Here is a 19,779-nt window from a genome sequence, read left to right as displayed (position 1 = left end):
GGCGGATCAGCCGGCCGGCATCGTCATAGGCATAGNCACCGTCGCACCCGGTTCCGTCACCTCCTTGCGGGTGACCCGGCCCATCTGGTCGTAGGCGATCGTCGTCACCGCGCCGCGCGCATCCGTCTGGCGGATCAGCCGGCCGGCATCGTCATAGGCATAGGACCAGTTGCCGAGATCCGGATCGCTTGCCGTCAGCCGGTTGCCGAGCAGATCATAGGTGTAGGTCCATTGCGCGCCCTTCGGGTCGCGCACCCCCAGCAGACGGCCGAGCGGGTCGTAGCTGCGGTTTTCCGTGACCCAGTTCGCGCCGAGCTGCGACTGCAGGGCAATGACATTGCCGTCCGCATCGGCATAGCTGCGATGCGGATGGTTTTCCTCGTCGGTCATGACCGTTAGCGACACCGGCAGCCTGGTGACGTCGGTCACAAGTGCCGACTGCGCCGCATATTGATAGAGCTTCTGGCTGGTGTCGGGATTGACCTGCTTGATCACCCGGTCCTGCCAGTCATAGCTGTTGGTCGTCCATTGTATCGTCTCAGGCTCGGTCGCGGCGGCCTTGAATCGGACAAGTGATGTCTTCTGCACGTTCCCACGCGCATCATAGGCGGTCTCGGTGATGCGAACCGGTCCGGTGGCAGACGCCCCGGGCGTCTCCACCTGCCAGGGCCGGCCGAGGCCGTCATAATAGGTGCGGCTGAAGACCTCGCCTGTCCCGTTGGTCCGCGGCGAAGAGGTCACCACCGCCTGCGTCGTCGGGCTGCCCTCGTTCTCATAGCGGGTGTTGAGGTAATTGCCCGATCCGGCATTCACATAGCCATAGGGCCGGCAATAGGCGTCATAGGTGAAGGTCTCGACGATGCCGTTCCAGTCGGTCTTTGTGGCCGGCAGACCGCAGACCAGATCGTAGGTGGTCGTGCTGGTGAAGCGGCTGTCACCCGTCAGGGCGCCATTGGCGAAGTAGCGCGGCGCCCGTTCCGCCACCGGGTAAAGATGATAGGTGGCGTCGTAGTCCCATTCGCTGCGGTTGCCAAGCGCATCGGTCTCGGCAATCCGGTTGCCGTAGGCATCATAAGCGTAGCTGGTCGGCGACACCCGCGGTGTGCTGCCGATGCTCATATAGGCGAGCTTCTGCGTCAGGTTGCCCTTGACCGGCGGCGTCGCAACCGCCGTCGCGTCGTCGTAAAGATATTCCTCTTTGCTGCCGATCGGCGACGCGGCATCGACACCGAGACGAACGGTCTTCGAAGTCGGCAGCCCAACAATGTAAGCGGAGGTGTTCGGGGCGAAGGTAAAGGTCGTCGTCTTCTCGTCGCCGGTGGTATTCACATTCTCCGTGCCTGCGGCATCCACCGTGCGGCCGCGATCCTTGATCTCGGTTACGTTGCCATAGGCGTCGAAACTGCGCTCCGTCCGAAGATAGGCCGTCGTGCCCCCCTCCGTCAGCTTCGTCGTCGTCGCAATGTTTCTGGCCTTATAGGGCTTGGAGGCGATACTGGCGTCATAGGTTTCGGTGATCGTCTTGGATGCCGTGTTCGCCGAGTTGCGCAAAATTGTTGTTTCCGGCAGTCCGTAACTGGCGAGATCCTGACGGTAGGTCTTCACAACGAGGGGGGACGCGGTGTCTCCGGATAGAATCGGCTTGGTCTCGGTGACGGTGCGATAACCAAGGAACTTTCGGGCTGCGGGATTGTAGAGACCCCCGGAATAAGAATAGCTGGTGGCGGCAGAGTTTCCGCGTCCATCGGCGACGGTCACCTTCGTCACCGGATGCATGACGAACGGCATGAAGCTGTTGGTAAAGCTCGTCGAAGGGGCGTAGTTGACCGAAATCGTCCCACCCGTTTCCAAGGTGACGGTCCGCAAGAGATTCGGATTGCCCGAACCGGCATTGGAAATGACAGTGTCCGTCTGGGAAGCGACGAAGTCGGGAAGGCCGTCGCCATTGAAGTCACCCGACAGACCGGAACCGCGCTGCAGGAAAGGCGAGATGACGAGACTGTTGCCGGAGCTTCCGAACCAGAGGCCATAAGCCCTCAGGTCCTTGAAGGGATCGGTATCCCTGCGATCCTTCGCGGCGACAACGTCGACCTTGCCGTCATTGTCCATGTCGCGCAGGATCGGCGTGCCCTCTAGGGCAAGGCCGCTGGCGACCTGAACGAAACTGCTGCCGGTTCCCAGCCAGACCGTCGCCACATAGGTCCCCGATCCGGACGGCGTCGCCTTGACAACGTCGGTTGTGCCATCGCCATTCATATCCGCAAGGGCGCAGTAATAGGACGCGTGATGTTGTCATAGACCATCGACCGTATGGTCTTGTGGGTTCCGCCGGTGATGTTGTTGTTATTGGAATCGACGACCAAATCGCGGCCGTAACGATCGACACGCACAAGGCGGGATGCGTTCGAAAAGGGCGCCTGATTGTAAAAGAGGGCGTAGCCGCCACTGAGGCCGGATTCGGCAGCCACGCTATAAGCGACGGATTTCAACCGGTAACGGTTCCATGTAATGCCCGAACCATTGGCCACCGGCTGATAGTCAGGCCGCGGCTCGTAGCCGAACGTAATATAGGAGCGGCTGTCGTATTCGATCCGCGTCGGATAACAGGTGGGAATATCAGGGCAGGTATAGAAATAAGTCACCCGATTGCCGTTCGGATCCACCACCGAGGTGGGCAAATAACGCCCGCGCCAATTAGGATCACTATGTGGTGCGTTGGCAATTTCCGCCACAGACTGGAAGGTCGTCAACACCCCTTTATTGTCTGTAACTGTCCATCTGTTGGAACTGAGAATAATCCGCTGAGACGACTCATGTTCGGTTGTATGCGTCGATCCGGGCTGGCAGCTGGACGCAGCCGAACAGGCAACGAGAGGTTCGCCGTTCAGCACATAAACGTCACTGGCGTCACTCCATGTCGGGACGCCGCCACCGGGACTTTCCCGCTCAATGACATCGAGGCCGTCGAGACCCCAGCCGTATCCAACCCAGCCTTGATACAGGCCGCCGAGCCGAGACTTGCGCGCCGAATCGTAACGAAGCGTCAGCCTGGGAGCAATATCGTAATAATCCGGCAGGTCGAGGCTGATGAGCTGTGTGAATGATCCATTGCTGGAGATTTGCGGAACCGATGCTTTCTCAGGCGCATTGACCGCAGCCGAATCCGGCTGGACTGTCGTGGCCGTCGCCGCTAGCGTGGTGGCGCCTGCCGCTTGCGTCGTATTCGACTCAGCCGACGAAGCCGCGTCCTTGGCCTGCCCGTCAACCGTCAGCGTCTCACCGTCGGCGGCGCCTTCGGCCGGCGCCAGACCTCCCTTGCCGAGCGTGGTTCGGTCGACCGTCTTATCTGGTTGCGAGGAAGCGTCAGCGGTGGAGGTGAGATTGGACGTTGCTGGAGCCTCGGTGGCTTTCGCGCCGAGGCCGGCCGTGCTTCCATTGCCAAGGCCACTGCCACTGGTTTTGGCGGTATCGGCCGCAACCGCGGTTCCGACAACCGCGGAGTTTATGCCCGGCGCGACAGACAACGCAAAGAGAACCGCTGCAGCCGAAGCCGCAACACGCAAACGAAACTGACGCATGAATCCCCCGGATGAATCAAGACGTACTGAAATTTCCACTCTCTAAAGTCGAAAATATTTAAGAACGCAAGTAGACAAGTGTGAGGTTCAAGAAATAATTCTCAATCATCAACAGCTGAGGTATTGATCGCATCTGAAGATAAGTTCAAGGAGATGCGGGTGAACGATGCAAGTTCATCGGACGCCAAGCACAGAGAAGAGAGAATCCCCATAAGATTCGATGCAGGAGTCGGGGCTGAAAGCTTTGCTGTTTCGGCAATCTTGGGACCGACTCTGCAGCGGAGCCAAACGACGGGGAGTCGGCGGAAACGAGGACGTTGACCGAGATGGGATTCGGATCGATCTGTCGCTTATCGGTTGAAATTGAACTTCATCCCGGCAGTGCGTAGCGTGTCAGCACGGCCTGGCCATCTTCGATCGCAATCTCTATGGCTTCGTTCACGATCTCCTGGGCGTCGGCGAGCTCTTGCACAACAGCCAGGAACAATTCCCGCTGCAGTGCCGGCAGCACCTGAGGAACGATGATGACCAGGCCGGCATGCAATTCCTCTTTTGCGTAGAGTTTCCGGAAGTCGCGCGCGTTGTTCGTCACGAAGGTGAAATCACCCGCGACAATGCGAGGCATCAGATCCCAGTCGGTCTCGCCGCTTAGGCCAAGCCAGTTGACGTGAAAGCAGTCGTGCCCGTGATCTTGAGCCACGGCCACGAGCGATGTGTGCAGGCATTCATCGATCAGGAACTTCACGAAGTCGTGCCCGAGGATTTCCGGGACCCAGTCGTGGCGAGACGCAAACTCTTCACAGCCTTCACCTTCAGTCCCTGTTCCGACAGCTTCTTCGGCCGCCCTCGGGCCGGGTGAGCTGCCGTCCAGATTTCGGCGAGTTCCACCATCCGGGCCGTGACGGAAGGGTAACCCTCGACGATTTCTTCGGTAGTGGCGCCCTGCTGCTTCATCGCCGCGATCATGCGCACCGGAACTCGGGTTCCTTTGAATGCCGGCTCGCCACCGACGACCCCTTTGGTGCTTCGGATCGCGCGTTCGGCTTCTCGAAGGGTCTCTGCCCGCGCAGCCAGTTGCTCCCTTGCCCGCGCCACGTCGACGATTAGATAATCGTCTGCCCTCACCGTATCCGCATCAGGATTCTCGTCGATCGTTTCGAACAAGCGTTTGCGGCGCTCCGCAGAGAGGATCGATCCCACACCATACCAGAGCTTCAGGCGGAGCAGGTCGTCATCCGAAAGTTCTCGGCCAGCGCGGCCAAAATGTGCCTTGACGATCCGCTTGTCGATTGCATTGTGGACCGACTTTACAGCAATCTCACTGACAGCTGCTGCTTCGGCGGGCGTGTAGGCGCGTGATGTGGCAACCATAATCATTCTCCTTCAGGAGAATATATATTGAGCGAAGGTTGGCGTAAAGACCGATTGCAATTTCGGCTATCACGAGCGATGGCAGCTTCACTTTTTCGGCCGCCGTTTCAACAAACAGAGGCCTCTATTTCCAAAACGGTTGCAGGTGATCCACGACGTCGATGCTCGCGTTATAAACGCTGCGTTCCAGCGAACTGATATAGGTACGATCGATGCCTGCTTGATGTGCGAGCTCCTCTTGCGACAGGCCTTTTGGGGACAGTCAGGTCGCAGCAGATAGGTCCGGCAACCCTGGTCGCGCCTTAAACCGACGCGGTCAGGGCAAAGCTCAAGCCTTTGGAGACAATTCCGCCCGCATCACCGCCCACTCGTCGGGCAGTGCGCCCGAACCTCGCATCTTGCCGGCGCGGCGATACCAGTAGTCGGCATTCCAGTCGTCGCCCTCGATGCGATGGCATAGGGCGTGGCCCCAGTCGAACGGCTGTTCGCCTTCGTGGCGCTGACAGATATCGTGAACCGCCTGCCAATCCGCGCCCATGGTGAAGCCGCCGGCGGCAAGGCGGTCGATTGCCTCGATCAGGCGGATAAGATCATTGCCTGCCATGAAGCCCTCCCAGTTTGGTTATTGCTCAGCCTAGCTGCTTCTCCAGGTGCACCTTTTCGAGCGGGACGCCCATGCTCCTGGAGAATTCGATACCGTGCCAGATGATGGTGAAACCGCAGCGTTTGTAAAGCCGGATCGCGCCTATGTTCCTGGCATGCGTGTCGATCCGGGCGGTCGTCAGTCCTTCGGCCGTCATCAGCTCGCACAGATGCAACAGCAGAGCCCCGCCCAACCCCTTGCCCTGATGATTGGGATGCACCCAGAGATCGGACACATAGTTGGGTTGGCCTTCACGTGCGCCCCAGCCGACGATCTCCGCGTCGAGTTCGGCAACGAAGATCTCACCTTTTGTCTCTCGCGGAAACACTGTGAACTCTTGCCTGACTCTGGCAATCACATCGGGGTCGCGATAACTGTGGTCGAAGGCATCGGCTGCGGCCCATGAGGCAAAGCCGACGGCGCCGACCGTTTCGTGGTCGGCAAAGGCTATCTTTCGGATCGTGAGACCCGTTACCACCACTTGGCCGGCGTAAACTTGCCGGCAGCCTGCTCGATGACGTAGGCGGTCTTGAAGAGGGTTTCCTCGTCGAAGGCCTTGCCGATCAGTTGCAGGCCGAGCGGCAGGCCCTTCTGGTCGAGGCCGGCGGGAACGGCGATGCCGGGCAGGCCCGCCATGTTGACCGTCACCGTGAAGATGTCGTTCAGATACATCTTCACCGGATCGGCGGCGAGGTTTTCGTCAGCAACGCCGAAGGCGGAGGACGGCGTCGCCGGCGTCAGGATGGCGTCGACGCCGGCATCGAAGGCCAATTCGAAATCGCGCTTGATCAGCGTGCGGACCTTCTGGGCGCGGATGTAATAGGCGTCGTAGTAGCCGGCCGACAGCACGTAGGTGCCGATCATGATGCGGCGCTTGACTTCCTTGCCGAAACCGGCGGCGCGCGTCTTTTCGTACATGTCGACGATATCCTTGCCGTCGACGCGCAGGCCGTAGCGCACGCCGTCGTACCGCGCGAGGTTCGAGGACGCCTCGGCGGGCGCGACGATGTAATAGGCCGGAAGCGCGTATTTGGTGTGCGGCAGGGAGATATCGACGATCTCGGCGCCGGCATCTTTCAGCCAGGCAATGCCCTGGCGCCACAGGGTCTCGATCTCCTCAGGCATGCCGTCAACGCGGTATTCGTTCGGAATGCCGATCTTCATGCCCTTCAGCGACTGACCGAGGACGGCCTCATAATCGGGCACCGGCAGATCGACGGATGTGGTGTCCTTCGCGTCGACGCTTGCCATCGACTTCAGCAGGATCGCGGCGTCGCGCACATCACGGGCGATCGGGCCTGCCTGGTCGAGCGAGGAAGCAAAGGCGACGGTGCCCCAGCGCGAGCAGCGGCCATAGGTCGGCTTGATGCCGACGGTGCCGGTGAAGGCGGCCGGCTGGCGGATCGAGCCGCCGGTATCGGTCGCGGTGGCGCCGGCGCAAAGATGGGCGGCAACAGCAGCGGCCGAGCCGCCGGAGGAGCCGCCCGGGACGAGTTGCTGGTTGGAGCCCTCTGCCCGCCAGGGATTGATCACCGGGCCGTAATAGGACGTCTCGTTGGACGAGCCCATGGCGAATTCGTCCATGTTCAGCTTGCCGAGCATGACGGCGCCATCATCCCAGAGGTTCTGCGTCACGGTCGACTCGTAACGCGGCTCGAAACCATCGAGAATATGGCTGCAGGCCTGGGTGTGGACGCCGACGGTGGCGAAGAGATCCTTGATGCCGAGCGGGATGCCTTCGAGCTCGCCCGCCGAGCCAGCTGCAATCCGCTCGTCGGACTTCCTGGCCATGACGCGGGCGAGATCCGGCGTTGTTTTTACGTAGGCATTCAGCCGGTCATTGGCCGCATCGATCGCCGAAATATAGGCTTCAGTCAGTTCGATTGCGGTGATTTCCTTGGCGCGCAGCTTCTCGCGGGCTTCGGCAATGGTCAGGCTGGTGAGTTCGCTCATCGTGTTTTCGCTTCGGTCTTGAAAATGGCAACAGGGGCGGAAAGAGGCCTTCGAAGCCTTATTCGACGACTTTCGGCACCAGGAAGAAATTATGGTCGGTGACGGGCGCATTGGCGACGATATCGGCGGCCTTGTTGCCATCGGTCACCTCGTCGGTCCGCTTCTTCATCGCCATCGGGGTCACCGACGTCATCGCCTCGACGCCATCGACGTTGACTTCGGAGAGCTGCTCGACGAAGCCGAGGATGCCGTTCAGCTCGCCGACCATGCGATTTGCCTCATCCTCGGAGACGGCAATACGAGCAAGTTTGGCAACGCGCTTCACGGTGGCAAGATCGACGGACATGGCATTCTCCGGATAGGATTTTTCCTACCCGCTATAAAGGCCATGTTCGCCCGGTGCAACGGGGTTTCGTCAGATCGACAGGCTCTCGGCAGGCTTCAGCGCCCTCGCCTCAGTCTTCGACCCCTCCATGCCGGCAACGAATTTGTCGGCCGTCTGGTCGATGATCGGGAAGGTGCCGTAATGGCAGGGGATCGCGGTCTTGAAGCTGAAATAGCGCTGGCAGGCGAGTGCCGCCACCGCGCCGCCCATGGTGAAGCGGTCGCCGATCGGCACGAAGCCGATATCGGGCTGGTGCAACTCGTTGATCAGCGCCATGTCGGAGAAGATGTCGGTGTCGCCCATGGCGAAGATCGAGGCTTCGTCGTCGAAATGCAGCATCAGACCATTGGCGTTGCCGAGCGCATGCGAGACGCCGTCCTCGGTGATCTGGGCCGAGGAATGCAGCGCATTGGTGAACGTCGCGGAGAAGCCGCCGAACGTGACCGTACCGCCGGTGTTGCCCATCTCGATCCTGTCGACGCCCTTGGAGCCGAGCCAAGCGGCGAGATCGGCATTGGCAAGAACGACCGCACCCGTCTCCCTGGCAAGCGCCACGGTGTCGCCGACATGGTCGCCATGGCCGTGGGTCAGCAGGATATGGGTGATGCCTGCCGACACATCCTTGATGTCCTGGCCGGAAAAGGAGGCGTTATGGCTGAGGAAGGGATCGAGCAGGATCTTCGCCTTTGATGTCTCGATGCGGAAGGCGGAATGGCCAAGCCAGGTGATCTTCATGAAATCTATCCTCACGTGATGCAAAACTGGATTTCGATGGTAAGGACATATCTCATGCGCCGGCAAAGGAAAGCGGCGGCGGCTTCAATTTCTTTTTGACGGGATGAAACGGCAATGACGGTGCTGACGATCGAGGAAATGGCCGAAATCCTTGCTCCCGGGCAGGCGATCGCCGGGCTCGATCTCGGCACCAAGACGATCGGGATTTCGATGTCGGATCTCGGCCGGCGTTTCGCCACGCCACGTCCGGTGATCCGCCGCGTCAAGTTCACGATCGACGCGCAGGCGCTGCTGGACTTCGCGATGGCGGAAAAGGTTGCCGGCTTCATCATCGGCCTGCCGATGAATATGGACGGATCGGCGGGGCCGCGCGTGCAGGCGACGCGCGCCTTCGTGCGCAACATGGAGCAGAAAACGGTGCTGCCCTTCGTCTATTGGGACGAACGGCTTTCGACGGTCGCGGCCGAACGGACGCTCATAGAAATGGACGTTTCGCGCGCCAAGCGGGCCGAACGGATCGATTCGGCCGCGGCAAGCTTCATCCTTCAGGGCGCCCTCGACAGGCTGTCCTCGCTCGCAAGGTCTGCGGGAGACGAATTCAGCGCCTGACGCGCCTTCCACCAGGCGGCGATCAACTTGCGCTTTCTGAAGCCCATGATGGCGAAGACGACGAGGCTATCCACCGCAATGGCGCGGGCAACGAGCGGCGGGATGGTCTCCGGCGGCACACCGAGGGCTTCGCCATAGATCGCGAAGGTCAGGTCATGGACCTGCCGCGTCAGCATGAAGATGCCGAAATTCATGTCGTAATAGGAGAGCCAGTACCATGCGCCCAGAAAGACGATGGGACCGGCCCAGAAGATCAGAAACCACCTCATGCGGCTTCTCCTCCCTGCTTGCGGGCGACGGGCAGACCGAGGGAAACCAGCCAGGTCGACAATGCCATGATGCAAAGCACCAGCGTCGGAATTGCGATATCCAGCGCCAGGACTGCGAAGAACATCATTGCCGTCACCAGAATTGCGGCTTTGGCGATCTTGCTTCCCATGGGCGTCAACTCGCAGGTTCTCACTCGTATCATCTCTGCTCCCCGCCACACTGTCGGGTTAACCAGCCCCACGCAACGTAAACCATTCGTTAAGGTTAACGCCGCGCCTCCTCCCTGTGGATGAATGGGGCCCGTGGATGAAAGGGGGTCAGCCGTAGACGCCGCGCACGAGACGCTTCAGTGCCGTCGCGGCCTTCTCCCAGTCCTTCGACGTCTTCAGCGACAGGCCCGCGCACTGGCCGCCGGCTGCGCCGGAAAGCACGAGGTGCTGGATTGCCGCGATGACGACGGCATTGACGGCTGCCGCATCCATGCCCTTTGGCGGCGCCAGCGAACCGCGCATGCGATCCAGCCAAAGGGCGAGAGCCTTCGAACGGGCCTCGGACAACCGCCTCACCTGCTCGGTGTTTTCCGATACTTCCCAGGCGAGGATGCGGCGCATCAGCGGATCATTTCTCAAGGCGTCGAGCAGCAGAAGCGCCAGTCGCTCCATCAGATCGCCATAGGTGAGCATGAACATGCCGCCGGCATCTTCCGGAATGCGATCCCTCACCCATGTGCCGAGATCCGCGCCGATCGCCTCGACCAAACCGTCAAGGCCGCCATAGTAGCGGTAGATCAGCTGCTTGTCGCAGCCGGCGCGGCGGGCGACCGCATTGATGCCGAAATTCTGGAAGCCCTCCTGCGCCAGCAGGCCCTTGGCGGCGGCAAGGATGGCGCGCTCGGTGGCGCCGCGATCGCGCACGCGCCGTTCCGGCTCCGCGCCGACCTCCATCGAATTATCAAGATTTTCAGCTTCATTCAGCATCACCGACCGTTCCCCACTGTCACCAATCGGTGAGTAGCGGGGAGACCTTATCCGATCAATCCTATCCCCTTGGGAAGACTGTGGATATTTCCTCCAGCACTCAGAATCCGGCGTCGCATGGGCGCGAAAGGCGGCACGAAACCCTTCAGAAATCTCGTCCCGACGGTTGATCGCGATGGACGAACCCGGCATAGCTGCATTATGAACAAATCTAACAATCCCCGCTAAGGCCCTGCAATGGTGAATTATATCGAAGCCTCCTCCGCGCCGCCGAAGAATACGGGCGCCATCCGGCTTTACGATGCGCAGGCGTTCGAAGGCATGCGCAAGGCGTGCCAGCTGACCGCGCGCTGCCTCGATGCACTCGCCGATATCGTCAGGCCCGGCCTGCTCACCGACGAGATCGACCGATTCGTATTCGATTTCGGCATGGATCACGGCGCGTATCCGGCGACGCTGAATTATCGCGGCTACACCAAATCCACCTGCACCTCGATCAATCACGTCGTCTGCCACGGCATTCCGAACGACAAGCCGCTGCGCGAGGGCGACATCGTCAATATCGACGTTACCTTCGTGCTCGACGGCTGGCATGGCGATTCGAGCCGCATGTATCCGGTCGGCACGATCAAGCGCGCCGCCGAACGGTTGCTGGAAGTCACCTATGAATCCCTGATGCGCGGCATATCAGCCGTCAGGCCAGGCGCCCGCACCGGCGCGATCGGCGAGGCGATCCAGACCTATGCGGAAGCCGAGCGCTGTTCGGTGGTGCGCGATTTCTGCGGCCACGGCGTCGGCCGGCTGTTCCACGATTCGCCGAACATCCTGCATTATGGCCGCGCCAATGAAGGGCCGGAGCTGCGCGAAGGCATGATCTTCACCATCGAGCCGATGATCAATCTCGGCCGGCCGCATGTAAAGGTGCTCGCCGACGGCTGGACGGCCGTGACCCGCGACCGTTCGCTTTCAGCCCAGTATGAACACACGGTCGGCGTCACCGCCGAGGGCTGCGAAATCTTCACGCTGTCACCGGGTGGCCTCGACCGGCCCGGATTGCCGCCGCTTGCCAGGTGACGATCTGATGGCGAAGCGGCCTGTTGCGACATCTTCCGACGACACGCTGCCTTTCGAGACTGAAGAGCCTGTTGCCGACGAACGCTCGTTCTTCGGCGGCCGGCCGCAAAAACCAGCCGCGCCGAACGCACTGACCTCCCTACCCGCCTCGCTTTCCGGGCCGGAACATTATCACGGCCATCGCGAGCGGCTGCGTGACCGCTTCCGGGAGCTGGGCGATACGGCGCTCGCCGATTACGAAATCCTCGAACTCCTGCTTTTTCGGCTGATCCCGCGACGTGACACCAAGCCGATCGCCAAGGCGCTCATCGAACGATTCGGCTCGCTTTCCGGCGTCTTTGGCGCGCCGGCTGGTCTCCTGACGGAGGTGAAGGGCGTCGGCGAGAATGTCGCCCTCGATTTGAAACTGATCGCCACCGTCACTCACCGGACCCTGAAGAGCGAGATCAGAAGCAAGCAGGTTCTCTCCTCCTGGACCTCGGTCATCCAGTATTGCCACGCCGCCATGGCGCACGAGACACGAGAACAATTCCGCATCCTGTTCCTCGACAAGCGCAACGTGCTGATCGCCGACGAGGTGCAGGGCCGCGGCACGGTCGACCATACGCCGGTCTATCCCCGCGAGGTGGTCAAACGCGCGCTCGAACTGTCGGCAACGGCGATCATCCTCGTCCACAATCATCCCTCCGGCGATCCGACGCCCTCGCGCGCCGACATCGACATGACGAAGGTGATCGTCGAGGCGGCCAAGGCGCTCGATATCGCCGTCCACGACCACATCATCATCGGCAAGGACGGCCATGTCAGCCTGAAGGGGCTGAAGTTGATGTAATCCCCCTACGCTGAGACGCGACTACATAACTATCGTCCGCCCCGAAGCCCTCCACGGAGACGACATGTCGAATGGTCCCAATGCTGTTCTCACTTCCGATGAGATCGACGCGATAGCGCGTGACGTCGTTGCAGAAGGACAGGCGGGCCGCACGTCGGCGGCATGGCAGAAGATCCAACCATTTCGAAAAGCCCAGCGTCGCCAGACTGAGGCCGCGATGGCATTGTTATGGATAGTTGACCAACAAAGCCTCGCAAGAGAAGACGCAACAGACGTTCTTTCCGAGATCGCAGATGCCCACGAAGACAATATCGATCTCCTTTCGGCGATCGGACTATGCCTGGAATCCGTCCGCGACATCGATGATCTGAACGCGCCACCGCCGGAACACCCGATATTTCAGTCGATGGTCGCGACGCTGGACCGCTTAGCCAAGCTTCATGACGGGCGGCCTGAACAGGAGCAGATACTGCGCGGGCTCGCCACGTCGGCGCGAATGATGGCACGCCAAATGGATGCAATCGCCGAGAACAGTCTCCGGAAACTGACGGAAATCGATCCACGGAACAGCGCGCATCAATACAATTTGGGCCTTTTCTACAAGACGCGGGGCAGATTCGCAGAAGGCGTAGCGGCGGGCCTGGCTGCTGCAAGCTTGCAGCGGGAGGTTATCGACAGCACCGAGTGGAACCTTGGAATCTGCGCCACGGGCGCAGGGGACGCCGAGACCGCTTTGGACGTGTGGAAGCGGATGGGTCAGAAGATCGAGCTTGGGCGGTTCGGGTTACCGGAAGGCGGGTATGCGGCCTGCAAGGTGAGACTTGCCCAGCGGCCTCTTGCTGAGCGGACGGCGGACTCGGATGATCCAGGGGAGGAGGAGACCGTATGGATCGAGCGTTTAAGTCCATGTCATGGCATTATTCGCAGCGTACTGTTCGGCAGTCTCGGCGTCGACTATGGCGATGTCGTCCTCATGGACGGCGCTCCGATTACGTATCATACCTACGGTGAACAAGAGGTCCCGGTCTTCCCGCATCTGGCAACGCTTGTGCGCCGGAACTACCAGTTTTTTGCTTTCGCGGGCACGCAAGAGACAGCAGGGCAACTGATCGATCTAAGCGGGGAATTGGACGAGGACGCCATTATCTATTCACACACCGAAAACTTTAGGATCATGTGCGCAAATTGCTGGCGCAACCCCGACATCGATCACGCCGATCATGAGAAAATGGAGAAACACGTCGTCACCGGTCGCATTGCCGCGCCGCCCGACATCGCACCTGCACGACTTCTGGATCTGATTGATAGGGGAATCGAAAAGCGAAAAACTTGCCAGCTCTATGCGCCCGATCTCTGCGCAGCGGCGGGGCAGTTGGCGCGCGAGCGGAGCGACAGACGTCGGTTTACTCTATTGACGGATAATTAGCGACATTCCTGCACGGAAAGGTCGCGGCCGAGCGCGCGCTGGACCGGCGGTCCGATCAGCGGCGCTCTGCTGTTCTTCCCGGCGGCAGCTGCCGACGCTCATTCTGCCGTTCGACCGGAGGTCGCAGGCAAGCATCCGAGGCAAGCGAACACTGCGGAAAGCTTCAGTTGACAGAGGTCGCCGGCGCGGGATTCTATGCAATCCTGCGCCGCCACTCGCTGAACAATACCCGCCCGAAATACCAAGAAGATAAAGCTTCATGACGATCTCCAGCGGTAACACTGATCGATCGACCCGGCTCTGCCGCGATGCGCTCTGCCTCGATGACTTTGAAATGAGGGCACGGCGGCATCTGCCGAAGCCTCTGTTCGGTTATATCGCCGGCGCGACCGAGACCAACGCGTCGCTGCGGCATAACGCAGAGGCCTTCAAGGCCTATGCCTTTCGGCCTCGTGTACTTCGGGACGTCTCGAGGCGCAGCACTGAGACGAGCCTCTTCGGCAAAAACTATGCCGCACCGTTCGGCATTGCGCCGATGGGGATCAGCGCGCTGATGGCCTACCGGGGGGACATTGTGCTCGCGCAAGGAGCGGACCAATCGGGAATCCCGATGATTATAAGCGGTTCGTCACTCATCCCGCTGGAAGAGATCGCGGCGGTTTCGCCACAAGCATGGTTTCAGGCCTATCTCCCCGGCGAACCCGACCGCATCGACGCTCTCATCGATCGGGTCGCCGCGGCCGGCCTCGCCACCCTTCTGCTGACCGTGGATACCGCCACGCTGCCCAATCGCGAAAATAATGTAAGGGCGGGGTTTTCGACGCCTTTGCGTCCCGGGCTCCGCTTGGCATGGCAGGGCATCTCGCATCCACGCTGGACAACCGGTACATTCCTGCGCACGATCGTCCGGCACGGCATTCCGCATTTTGAAAATTCCTACGCCACAAGAGGCGCGCCGATCATCTCCTCGAACGTCACGCGCGATTTCGGCAAGCGTGACCATCTCAATTGGAGCCACCTGGAGCGGATACGCAAGCGGTGGTCCGGCAAACTCGTGGTCAAGGGGATCATGCATCCTGAAGACGCGGCACGGGCTGCAGATGCCGGCGCGGATGGAGTGATCGTCTCCAATCATGGCGGCCGCCAGCTCGACAGCACCGCATCCCCCCTTCAGGTCCTTCCGGAGATTGCAGCACGCGTTGGAGACAGCATTGCCGTCATGATCGACGGCGGCATCCGGCGTGGAACGGATATCATGAAGGCCCTCGCGCTTGGCGCCTGTTTCGTGTTTGTGGGCAGGCCGTTCCTTTATGCTGCAGCCGTCGCGGGGCTACCGGGCGTGCTCAGAGCGGCGGATATCCTGAAAACGGAACTGCATAGCAATATGGCGCTGCTCGGGGTCACTGGAGTGAGCGATATTTCCACGGATTACATCACTCGCGCATAAACAACCGTCGCGCGCTGACATCGATATGACGAAGGTGATCACCGACGCGGCGAAGGCACTTGATATCACTGTCGACGACCACATCATCATCGGCAAGGACGGCCATGTGAGCTTGAAAGGGCTGGACCTGATCTGAAAAGCACAGGTCCGGCTGAATCGGCAGCCGTAAAACAATCTGTAACATTGACCGGCTACCGATAGAGGAGCGACATTTTTGTCGCAAATGATTCCATTTCCAATCCGAGGCTAGAGGATGTTTCAGTACGATCTCGTTGTGGTGGGTAGCGGTCCCGCAGGGCGCCGCGGCGCGATCCAGGCTGCGAAACTCGGCAAGAAAGTGCTTGTCATCGAACAGGGCAAGCGCGTCGGCGGCGTGTCCGTCCATACCGGCACCATCCCTTCGAAGACGCTGCGCGAGACCGCGCTTAATCTCTCCGGCTGGCGCGAGCGCGGCTTCTATGGGCGATCCTACCGCGTCAAGCAGGAGATCAGTGCGGAAGACCTGCGTCGTCGCCTCTTGATTACGCTCAACCATGAAGTGGAGGTGCTCGAGCATCAGTTCGCCCGAAACCGTGTCCACCACATGCGCGGCAAAGCGAGTTTCATCGATTCCACCACCTTGCAGGTCATCAAGGATGATGGCGAAGCGCTGACGGTCAGCGGCGCCAGTATCCTGCTTGCCGTGGGCACGAAGCCTTTCCGGCCGGACTATATGCCGTTCGATGGCAAGACCGTGCTCGACAGCGACGAGTTGCTTGATATCGAAGAATTGCCGCGCACCATGGTCGTCATCGGCGCCGGCGTTATCGGCATCGAATATGCGACGATCTTCTCGGCGCTTGATACTGCCGTGACCGTGATCGATCCAAAGTCGACCATGCTCGACTTTATCGATAAGGAAATCGTCGAGGATTTCACCTATCAGCTGCGCGACCGCAATATGAAGCTGCTGCTCGGCACGAAGGCCGAGAAGGTCGAGCGGCTCGATAGCGGCAAGGTCCAGCTGACGCTCGACAACGGCCGCCATCTTGTGACCGACATGGTGCTCTTTGCCGCCGGACGTATGGGAGCCACCGACGCGCTGAACCTTCCGGCCATTGGACTGGGGGCCGACAGCCGCGGCCGTCTCAAGGTCAATCCGGAGACCTTCCAGACATCGGTTGCAAACATCTATGCCGCCGGCGACGTGGTCGGCTTTCCAAGCCTTGCCTCGACCTCGATGGAACAGGGCCGCATCGCCGCGCGCGTGGCGATCGGCGCGGTCGCCAAGGAGCCGCAGAAATATTTCCCCTACGGCATCTATGCGGTGCCGGAAATCTCGACCTGCGGTTTGACCGAAGAGGAGATGAAGGAGCGCGGCATCGCCTATGAATGCGGCATTGCCCGCTTCCGCGAAACCTCGCGCGGCCACATCATGGGCCTCGATACCGGGCTTCTGAAGCTGATCTTCTCGCTGAAGACCCGCCGACTGCTCGGCGTGCATATCGTCGGCGAGGGCGCCACCGAGCTGGTGCATATCGGCCAGGCGGTGCTCAATCTGAAAGGCACGGTCGAATATTTCGTCGAAAACACCTTCAACTATCCGACGCTCGCCGAAGCCTACAAGATCGCCGGCCTCGACGCCTGGAACCGGATGGGCGACATCAAGTCGGAACTCTGAAGGCGGCGCCACCATCTGATTCCGCCAGCTAAGATGGAGCCGAGAGCTTGCGCATCATTTCGCTGAATGCATGGGGCGGCCGACTGCACGGGGCCCTGATCGCCTATATCAGGCATGCCAACCCTGATGTGCTGTGCCTGCAGGAGGTGCTGCGGACGCCGAATGCCGACCACGGATGGTCGATATACCGGGATGCGGGGTTGGAACTGCCGCAGCGCGCCAACCTCTTCGATGAGATCGGCGCCGCCCTGCCCGGCCACGACGGCTTCTTCTGCCCGACATCGAGAGGCGAGCTCTTCGACGGCGACGCCGTCATTGTCGCTGAATTCGGGCTGGCGACCTTCGTCCGCAAATCACATTCCGTCATCGCCCAGGCGCTGGACTTCGTGCATGGCGGTTTTTCCGCCGATGGCTGGGGTGAACATCCCAGACCGCGCAACGCCCATTGCATCCGTCTGTTCAGCCACGAGCACGCTTCGACCGTCACCATCGTCCACATGCACGGCCTGCGCGATCCCGCCGGCAAGGGCGATACGGCCGCGCGTCAGGAGCAGGCTACAGCGCTGGTCCGGCTCATCGAGCGCGTCTGGCCCGGCGACGAGGGGCTCGTCGTCTGCGGCGACTTTAACGTTTTGCCTGACAGCACAACCTTTGCGATTCTCGCCGGACTTGGGCTTTCCGATCTCGTCACCGGAAACGGCCTTGTAGACACGCGAACCTCCTACTATCTCAAAGAGGGTCGATATGCCGACTACATGCTTGTGACACCGGGGGTGAATATCGCCAAATTCGAGGTGGTCGAGGCGCCGGAGGTATCCGACCACCGCGCATTGCTGCTTGACATCATGTAGTATATTGATGGTTGAGAACCCGCGTGGAGTATCGCGCCGGTGCTGATTTGTATGGCCGAGTTTGAAGCCCGATGGTTCGTATCCTTACGCCGTGCCTGATATTTGCCTTCAATGCCATTTTGTCTCCTCGCAAAAGCTTCTAAGAAAGATAGATACTCTTGTCCCATGTCCCGGAAGCCGCGCGCCGACGTTTTCAGCTGATCCTGATTAAGCCGTCGCATTATGACGACGATGGCTACGTCATCCGCTGGTGGCGGGCGATGATCCCGTCCAATTCGCTTGCGGCCCTCTACGGCATCGCCGCCGAATGCGCCGAGCGCAAGGTGCTCGGACCCGATACCGCGATCGACATTACCGTAATCGATGAAACCAATACGCGGATCGATTTTCCCGGGCTGCTCGCCCAGTTCAGGCGCCACGGCAATTTCGGCATGGTCGCGCTGGTCGGCGTCCAGTCCAACCAATATCCGCGCGCACTCGACATCGCCCGCCCCTTCCGCAATGCCGGCCTGCCGGTCTCGATGGGCGGCTTCCATGTGTCCGGTTGCCTGTCGATGCTCGACGGCAAAGCGGTCGGGCTCGATGCCTGCCGCGATATGGGCATCTCGATGTTCGCCGGCGAGGCCGAGGGGCGGCTGGACATGGTGCTGCGCGATGCTGCCGCCGGCGAGCTGAAGCCGCTTTATAATTTCATGAACGACCTTCCCGGCATCGGCGGCACCCCCGTTCCTTTCCTGCCGAAGGACAATATCCAGCGCACGCTCGGCCTCAGCACCAGCTTCGATGCCGGACGCGGCTGTCCCTACCAGTGCTCCTTCTGCACCATCATCAACGTGCAGGGGCGAAAATCGCGTTTCCGCTCGGCCGACGATGTCGAGAAGCTGGTGCGGATGAACTGGGCGCAGGGCATTCACAAGTTCTTCATCACCGACGACAATTTCGCCCGCAACAGGGATTGGGAGGCGATTTTCGACCGGCTGATCGAACTCAAGGAGCGGGACGGCATTCCGCTCGGCCTGATGATCCAGGTGGATACGCTCTGCCATAAGATCCCCAATTTCATCGAGAAATCCAAGCGCGCCGGCGTCACCCGTGTCTTCATCGGCCTCGAAAACGTCAATCCGGATAATCTGACGGCCGCCAAGAAGAACCAGAACAAGATCACCGAGTACCGCAAGATGCTGCTCGCCTGGAAAGCACAGGGCATCATGACGCTTGCCGGCTACATCCTGGGCTTCCCCGCCGACACGCCGGACTCGATCCGCCGTGACATCGCCATCATCCAGGAAGAGCTGCCGCTCGACGTCATCGAATTCTTCATCCTGACGCCGCTGCCCGGCTCCGAGGACCATCAGGTTCTCTGGAAGAAGGGCGTGGAAATGAATGGCGACCTCAATATCTACGATGTCGAGCATGTCTGCACCGCCCATCCCAAGATGAGCAAGCAGGAATGGGAAGAGATCTACCATGAGGCCTGGTCGCTCTATTATTCACCTGATCACATGAAGACGCTGCTGCGCCGCGCCGTGGCGACCGGGGTTCCGCTCGCAAGGCTCGTCAAGGTACTCGTCTCCTTCGCAACCACGGTGCCACTGGAAAACGTGCATCCGTTGCAGAGCGGCCTCTTGCGCTTGAAGACGCCGTCGGAGCGGCGCCCGGAACTGCCGCGCGAACATCCGCTGGTCTTCTGGCCCCGTTTTGCCTGGGACACCGTCCGCAAACATGCCTCGCTCGCGGGCACGATTATCGGACTGACGATTTCGGCCTTCCTGATTTCACGGGATGCCAAGTCGAAGACCTATATGGATCAGGCTCTGACGCCCGTCGCCGACGACGAAGAAGAAACGCTCCACCTCTTCACCCAGACCGCCGGCGGCGCCGCAGCCGTCAGCCATGTCAGGAAAGTCGCGCAACTGACGGGGCATTAAGCGGAAATTCTTGCAATAGCGGCCGACTCCCCGCCGGCCG

21 protein-coding genes and 1 pseudogene are annotated in these 19,779 nt (G+C 60.6%); 9 read left to right on the top strand and 13 right to left on the bottom strand.

Annotation, left to right across the window (positions count from 1 at the left end):
* Positions 1-6: 6 nt before the first annotated feature.
* The 10 genes from HJB91_RS13395 to HJB91_RS13350 all read right to left on the bottom strand — a co-directional run bounded on the left by HJB91_RS13395 (position 7) and on the right by HJB91_RS13350 (position 8,665).
* Entirely contained in the window at positions 7-2,196 is a 2,190-nt protein-coding gene (locus HJB91_RS13395) for a toxin TcdB middle/N-terminal domain-containing protein (protein WP_221154941.1), read from the bottom strand.
* A 56-nt stretch (positions 2,197-2,252) separates the two neighbouring features.
* Positions 2,253-3,578, bottom strand: coding sequence for a hypothetical protein (locus tag HJB91_RS13390; protein ID WP_221154940.1), 1,326 nt, complete (start codon positions 3,576-3,578; stop codon positions 2,253-2,255).
* A 370-nt stretch (positions 3,579-3,948) separates the two neighbouring features.
* A complete protein-coding gene (locus HJB91_RS13385; protein WP_210628095.1) occupies positions 3,949-4,323 on the bottom strand; it encodes a DUF5615 family PIN-like protein in 375 nt (124 codons plus the stop codon).
* The gene (locus HJB91_RS13380; protein ID WP_210628096.1) at positions 4,320-4,949 is read right to left on the bottom strand and encodes a DUF433 domain-containing protein; all 630 of its coding nucleotides are present in this window, start codon (positions 4,947-4,949) and stop codon (positions 4,320-4,322) included. The genes HJB91_RS13385 and HJB91_RS13380 overlap by 4 nt, the downstream gene beginning before the upstream one ends.
* Before the next feature lie 124 nt (positions 4,950-5,073).
* Positions 5,074-5,163 carry a hypothetical protein gene (locus tag HJB91_RS13375; RefSeq protein ID WP_405048802.1) on the bottom strand — a complete coding sequence of 30 codons (90 nt, stop codon included), beginning with the start codon at positions 5,161-5,163 and terminating at the stop codon, positions 5,074-5,076.
* A gap of 114 nt (positions 5,164-5,277) precedes the next feature.
* On the bottom strand, positions 5,278-5,553 hold the full coding sequence (locus tag HJB91_RS13370) for a hypothetical protein (protein ID WP_221124184.1): 276 nt from the start codon (positions 5,551-5,553) through the stop codon (positions 5,278-5,280).
* Positions 5,554-5,578: 25 nt separating this feature from the next.
* Positions 5,579-6,073 (bottom strand): GNAT family N-acetyltransferase, encoded by a 495-nt coding sequence (locus HJB91_RS13365; protein WP_221124185.1) that lies wholly within the window; start codon positions 6,071-6,073, stop codon positions 5,579-5,581.
* The gene (gatA, locus tag HJB91_RS13360; protein WP_210628099.1) at positions 6,064-7,545 is read right to left on the bottom strand and encodes an Asp-tRNA(Asn)/Glu-tRNA(Gln) amidotransferase subunit GatA; all 1,482 of its coding nucleotides are present in this window, start codon (positions 7,543-7,545) and stop codon (positions 6,064-6,066) included. The genes HJB91_RS13365 and gatA overlap by 10 nt, the downstream gene beginning before the upstream one ends.
* 58 nt (positions 7,546-7,603) lie before the next feature.
* Positions 7,604-7,891 (bottom strand): Asp-tRNA(Asn)/Glu-tRNA(Gln) amidotransferase subunit GatC, encoded by a 288-nt coding sequence (gatC, locus tag HJB91_RS13355; RefSeq protein ID WP_009992749.1) that lies wholly within the window; start codon positions 7,889-7,891, stop codon positions 7,604-7,606.
* Positions 7,892-7,960: 69 nt separating this feature from the next.
* A complete protein-coding gene (locus tag HJB91_RS13350; RefSeq protein ID WP_210628100.1) occupies positions 7,961-8,665 on the bottom strand; it encodes a metal-dependent hydrolase in 705 nt (234 codons plus the stop codon).
* Positions 8,666-8,779: 114 nt separating this feature from the next.
* On the opposite strand from HJB91_RS13350, the gene ruvX reads away from it, so the two are divergent.
* Complete coding sequence (ruvX, locus tag HJB91_RS13345; protein WP_210628101.1) at positions 8,780-9,274, top strand: Holliday junction resolvase RuvX; 495 nt, start codon at positions 8,780-8,782, stop codon at positions 9,272-9,274.
* Here the strand turns inward: ruvX and HJB91_RS13340 are convergent.
* From HJB91_RS13340 to HJB91_RS13330, 3 genes are all read right to left on the bottom strand, one after another.
* Complete coding sequence (locus tag HJB91_RS13340; RefSeq protein WP_210628102.1) at positions 9,211-9,543, bottom strand: DUF6105 family protein; 333 nt, start codon at positions 9,541-9,543, stop codon at positions 9,211-9,213. The genes ruvX and HJB91_RS13340 overlap by 64 nt on opposite strands.
* Positions 9,540-9,713: a hypothetical protein gene (locus HJB91_RS13335; protein WP_210628103.1), complete on the bottom strand. Its 174-nt coding sequence runs from the start codon at positions 9,711-9,713 to the stop codon at positions 9,540-9,542. The genes HJB91_RS13340 and HJB91_RS13335 overlap by 4 nt, the downstream gene beginning before the upstream one ends.
* A gap of 148 nt (positions 9,714-9,861) precedes the next feature.
* Complete coding sequence (locus tag HJB91_RS13330) at positions 9,862-10,521, bottom strand: TetR/AcrR family transcriptional regulator (protein ID WP_210628104.1); 660 nt, start codon at positions 10,519-10,521, stop codon at positions 9,862-9,864.
* Positions 10,522-10,758: 237 nt separating this feature from the next.
* Here HJB91_RS13330 and map point away from each other — a divergent pair, with 237 nt between their 5' ends.
* From map to HJB91_RS13290, 8 genes and pseudogenes are all read left to right on the top strand, one after another.
* Positions 10,759-11,595 (top strand): type I methionyl aminopeptidase, encoded by an 837-nt coding sequence (gene map, locus HJB91_RS13325; protein WP_210628105.1) that lies wholly within the window; start codon positions 10,759-10,761, stop codon positions 11,593-11,595.
* 7 nt (positions 11,596-11,602) lie between these two features.
* The gene (gene radC, locus HJB91_RS13320; protein WP_210628106.1) at positions 11,603-12,427 is read left to right on the top strand and encodes a RadC family protein; all 825 of its coding nucleotides are present in this window, start codon (positions 11,603-11,605) and stop codon (positions 12,425-12,427) included.
* 64 nt (positions 12,428-12,491) lie between these two features.
* Positions 12,492-13,853, top strand: a complete 1,362-nt coding sequence (locus tag HJB91_RS13315) for a prenyltransferase (RefSeq protein ID WP_210628107.1) — start codon at positions 12,492-12,494, stop codon at positions 13,851-13,853.
* Positions 13,854-14,112: 259 nt separating this feature from the next.
* On the top strand, positions 14,113-15,300 hold the full coding sequence (locus HJB91_RS13310) for an alpha-hydroxy acid oxidase (RefSeq protein WP_221154938.1): 1,188 nt from the start codon (positions 14,113-14,115) through the stop codon (positions 15,298-15,300).
* Between the two features lie 4 nt (positions 15,301-15,304).
* Positions 15,305-15,436 (top strand): annotated as a pseudogene (locus HJB91_RS13305) (JAB domain-containing protein); the annotation flags it as partial.
* 117 nt (positions 15,437-15,553) lie between these two features.
* A complete protein-coding gene (gene sthA / locus HJB91_RS13300; RefSeq protein WP_210628109.1) occupies positions 15,554-16,960 on the top strand; it encodes a Si-specific NAD(P)(+) transhydrogenase in 1,407 nt (468 codons plus the stop codon).
* 47 nt (positions 16,961-17,007) lie between these two features.
* Positions 17,008-17,811 (top strand): endonuclease/exonuclease/phosphatase family protein, encoded by an 804-nt coding sequence (locus HJB91_RS13295; protein ID WP_210628110.1) that lies wholly within the window; start codon positions 17,008-17,010, stop codon positions 17,809-17,811.
* Between the two features lie 158 nt (positions 17,812-17,969).
* Entirely contained in the window at positions 17,970-19,739 is a 1,770-nt protein-coding gene (locus HJB91_RS13290; RefSeq protein WP_210628111.1) for a radical SAM protein, read from the top strand.
* Positions 19,740-19,779: the final 40 nt, after the last annotated feature.

The organism is Rhizobium sp. NLR10b, assembly GCF_019685435.1.
Taxonomy (GTDB): domain Bacteria; phylum Pseudomonadota; class Alphaproteobacteria; order Rhizobiales; family Rhizobiaceae; genus Rhizobium.
This window is presented reverse-complemented; position numbering and strand designations above follow the sequence as displayed.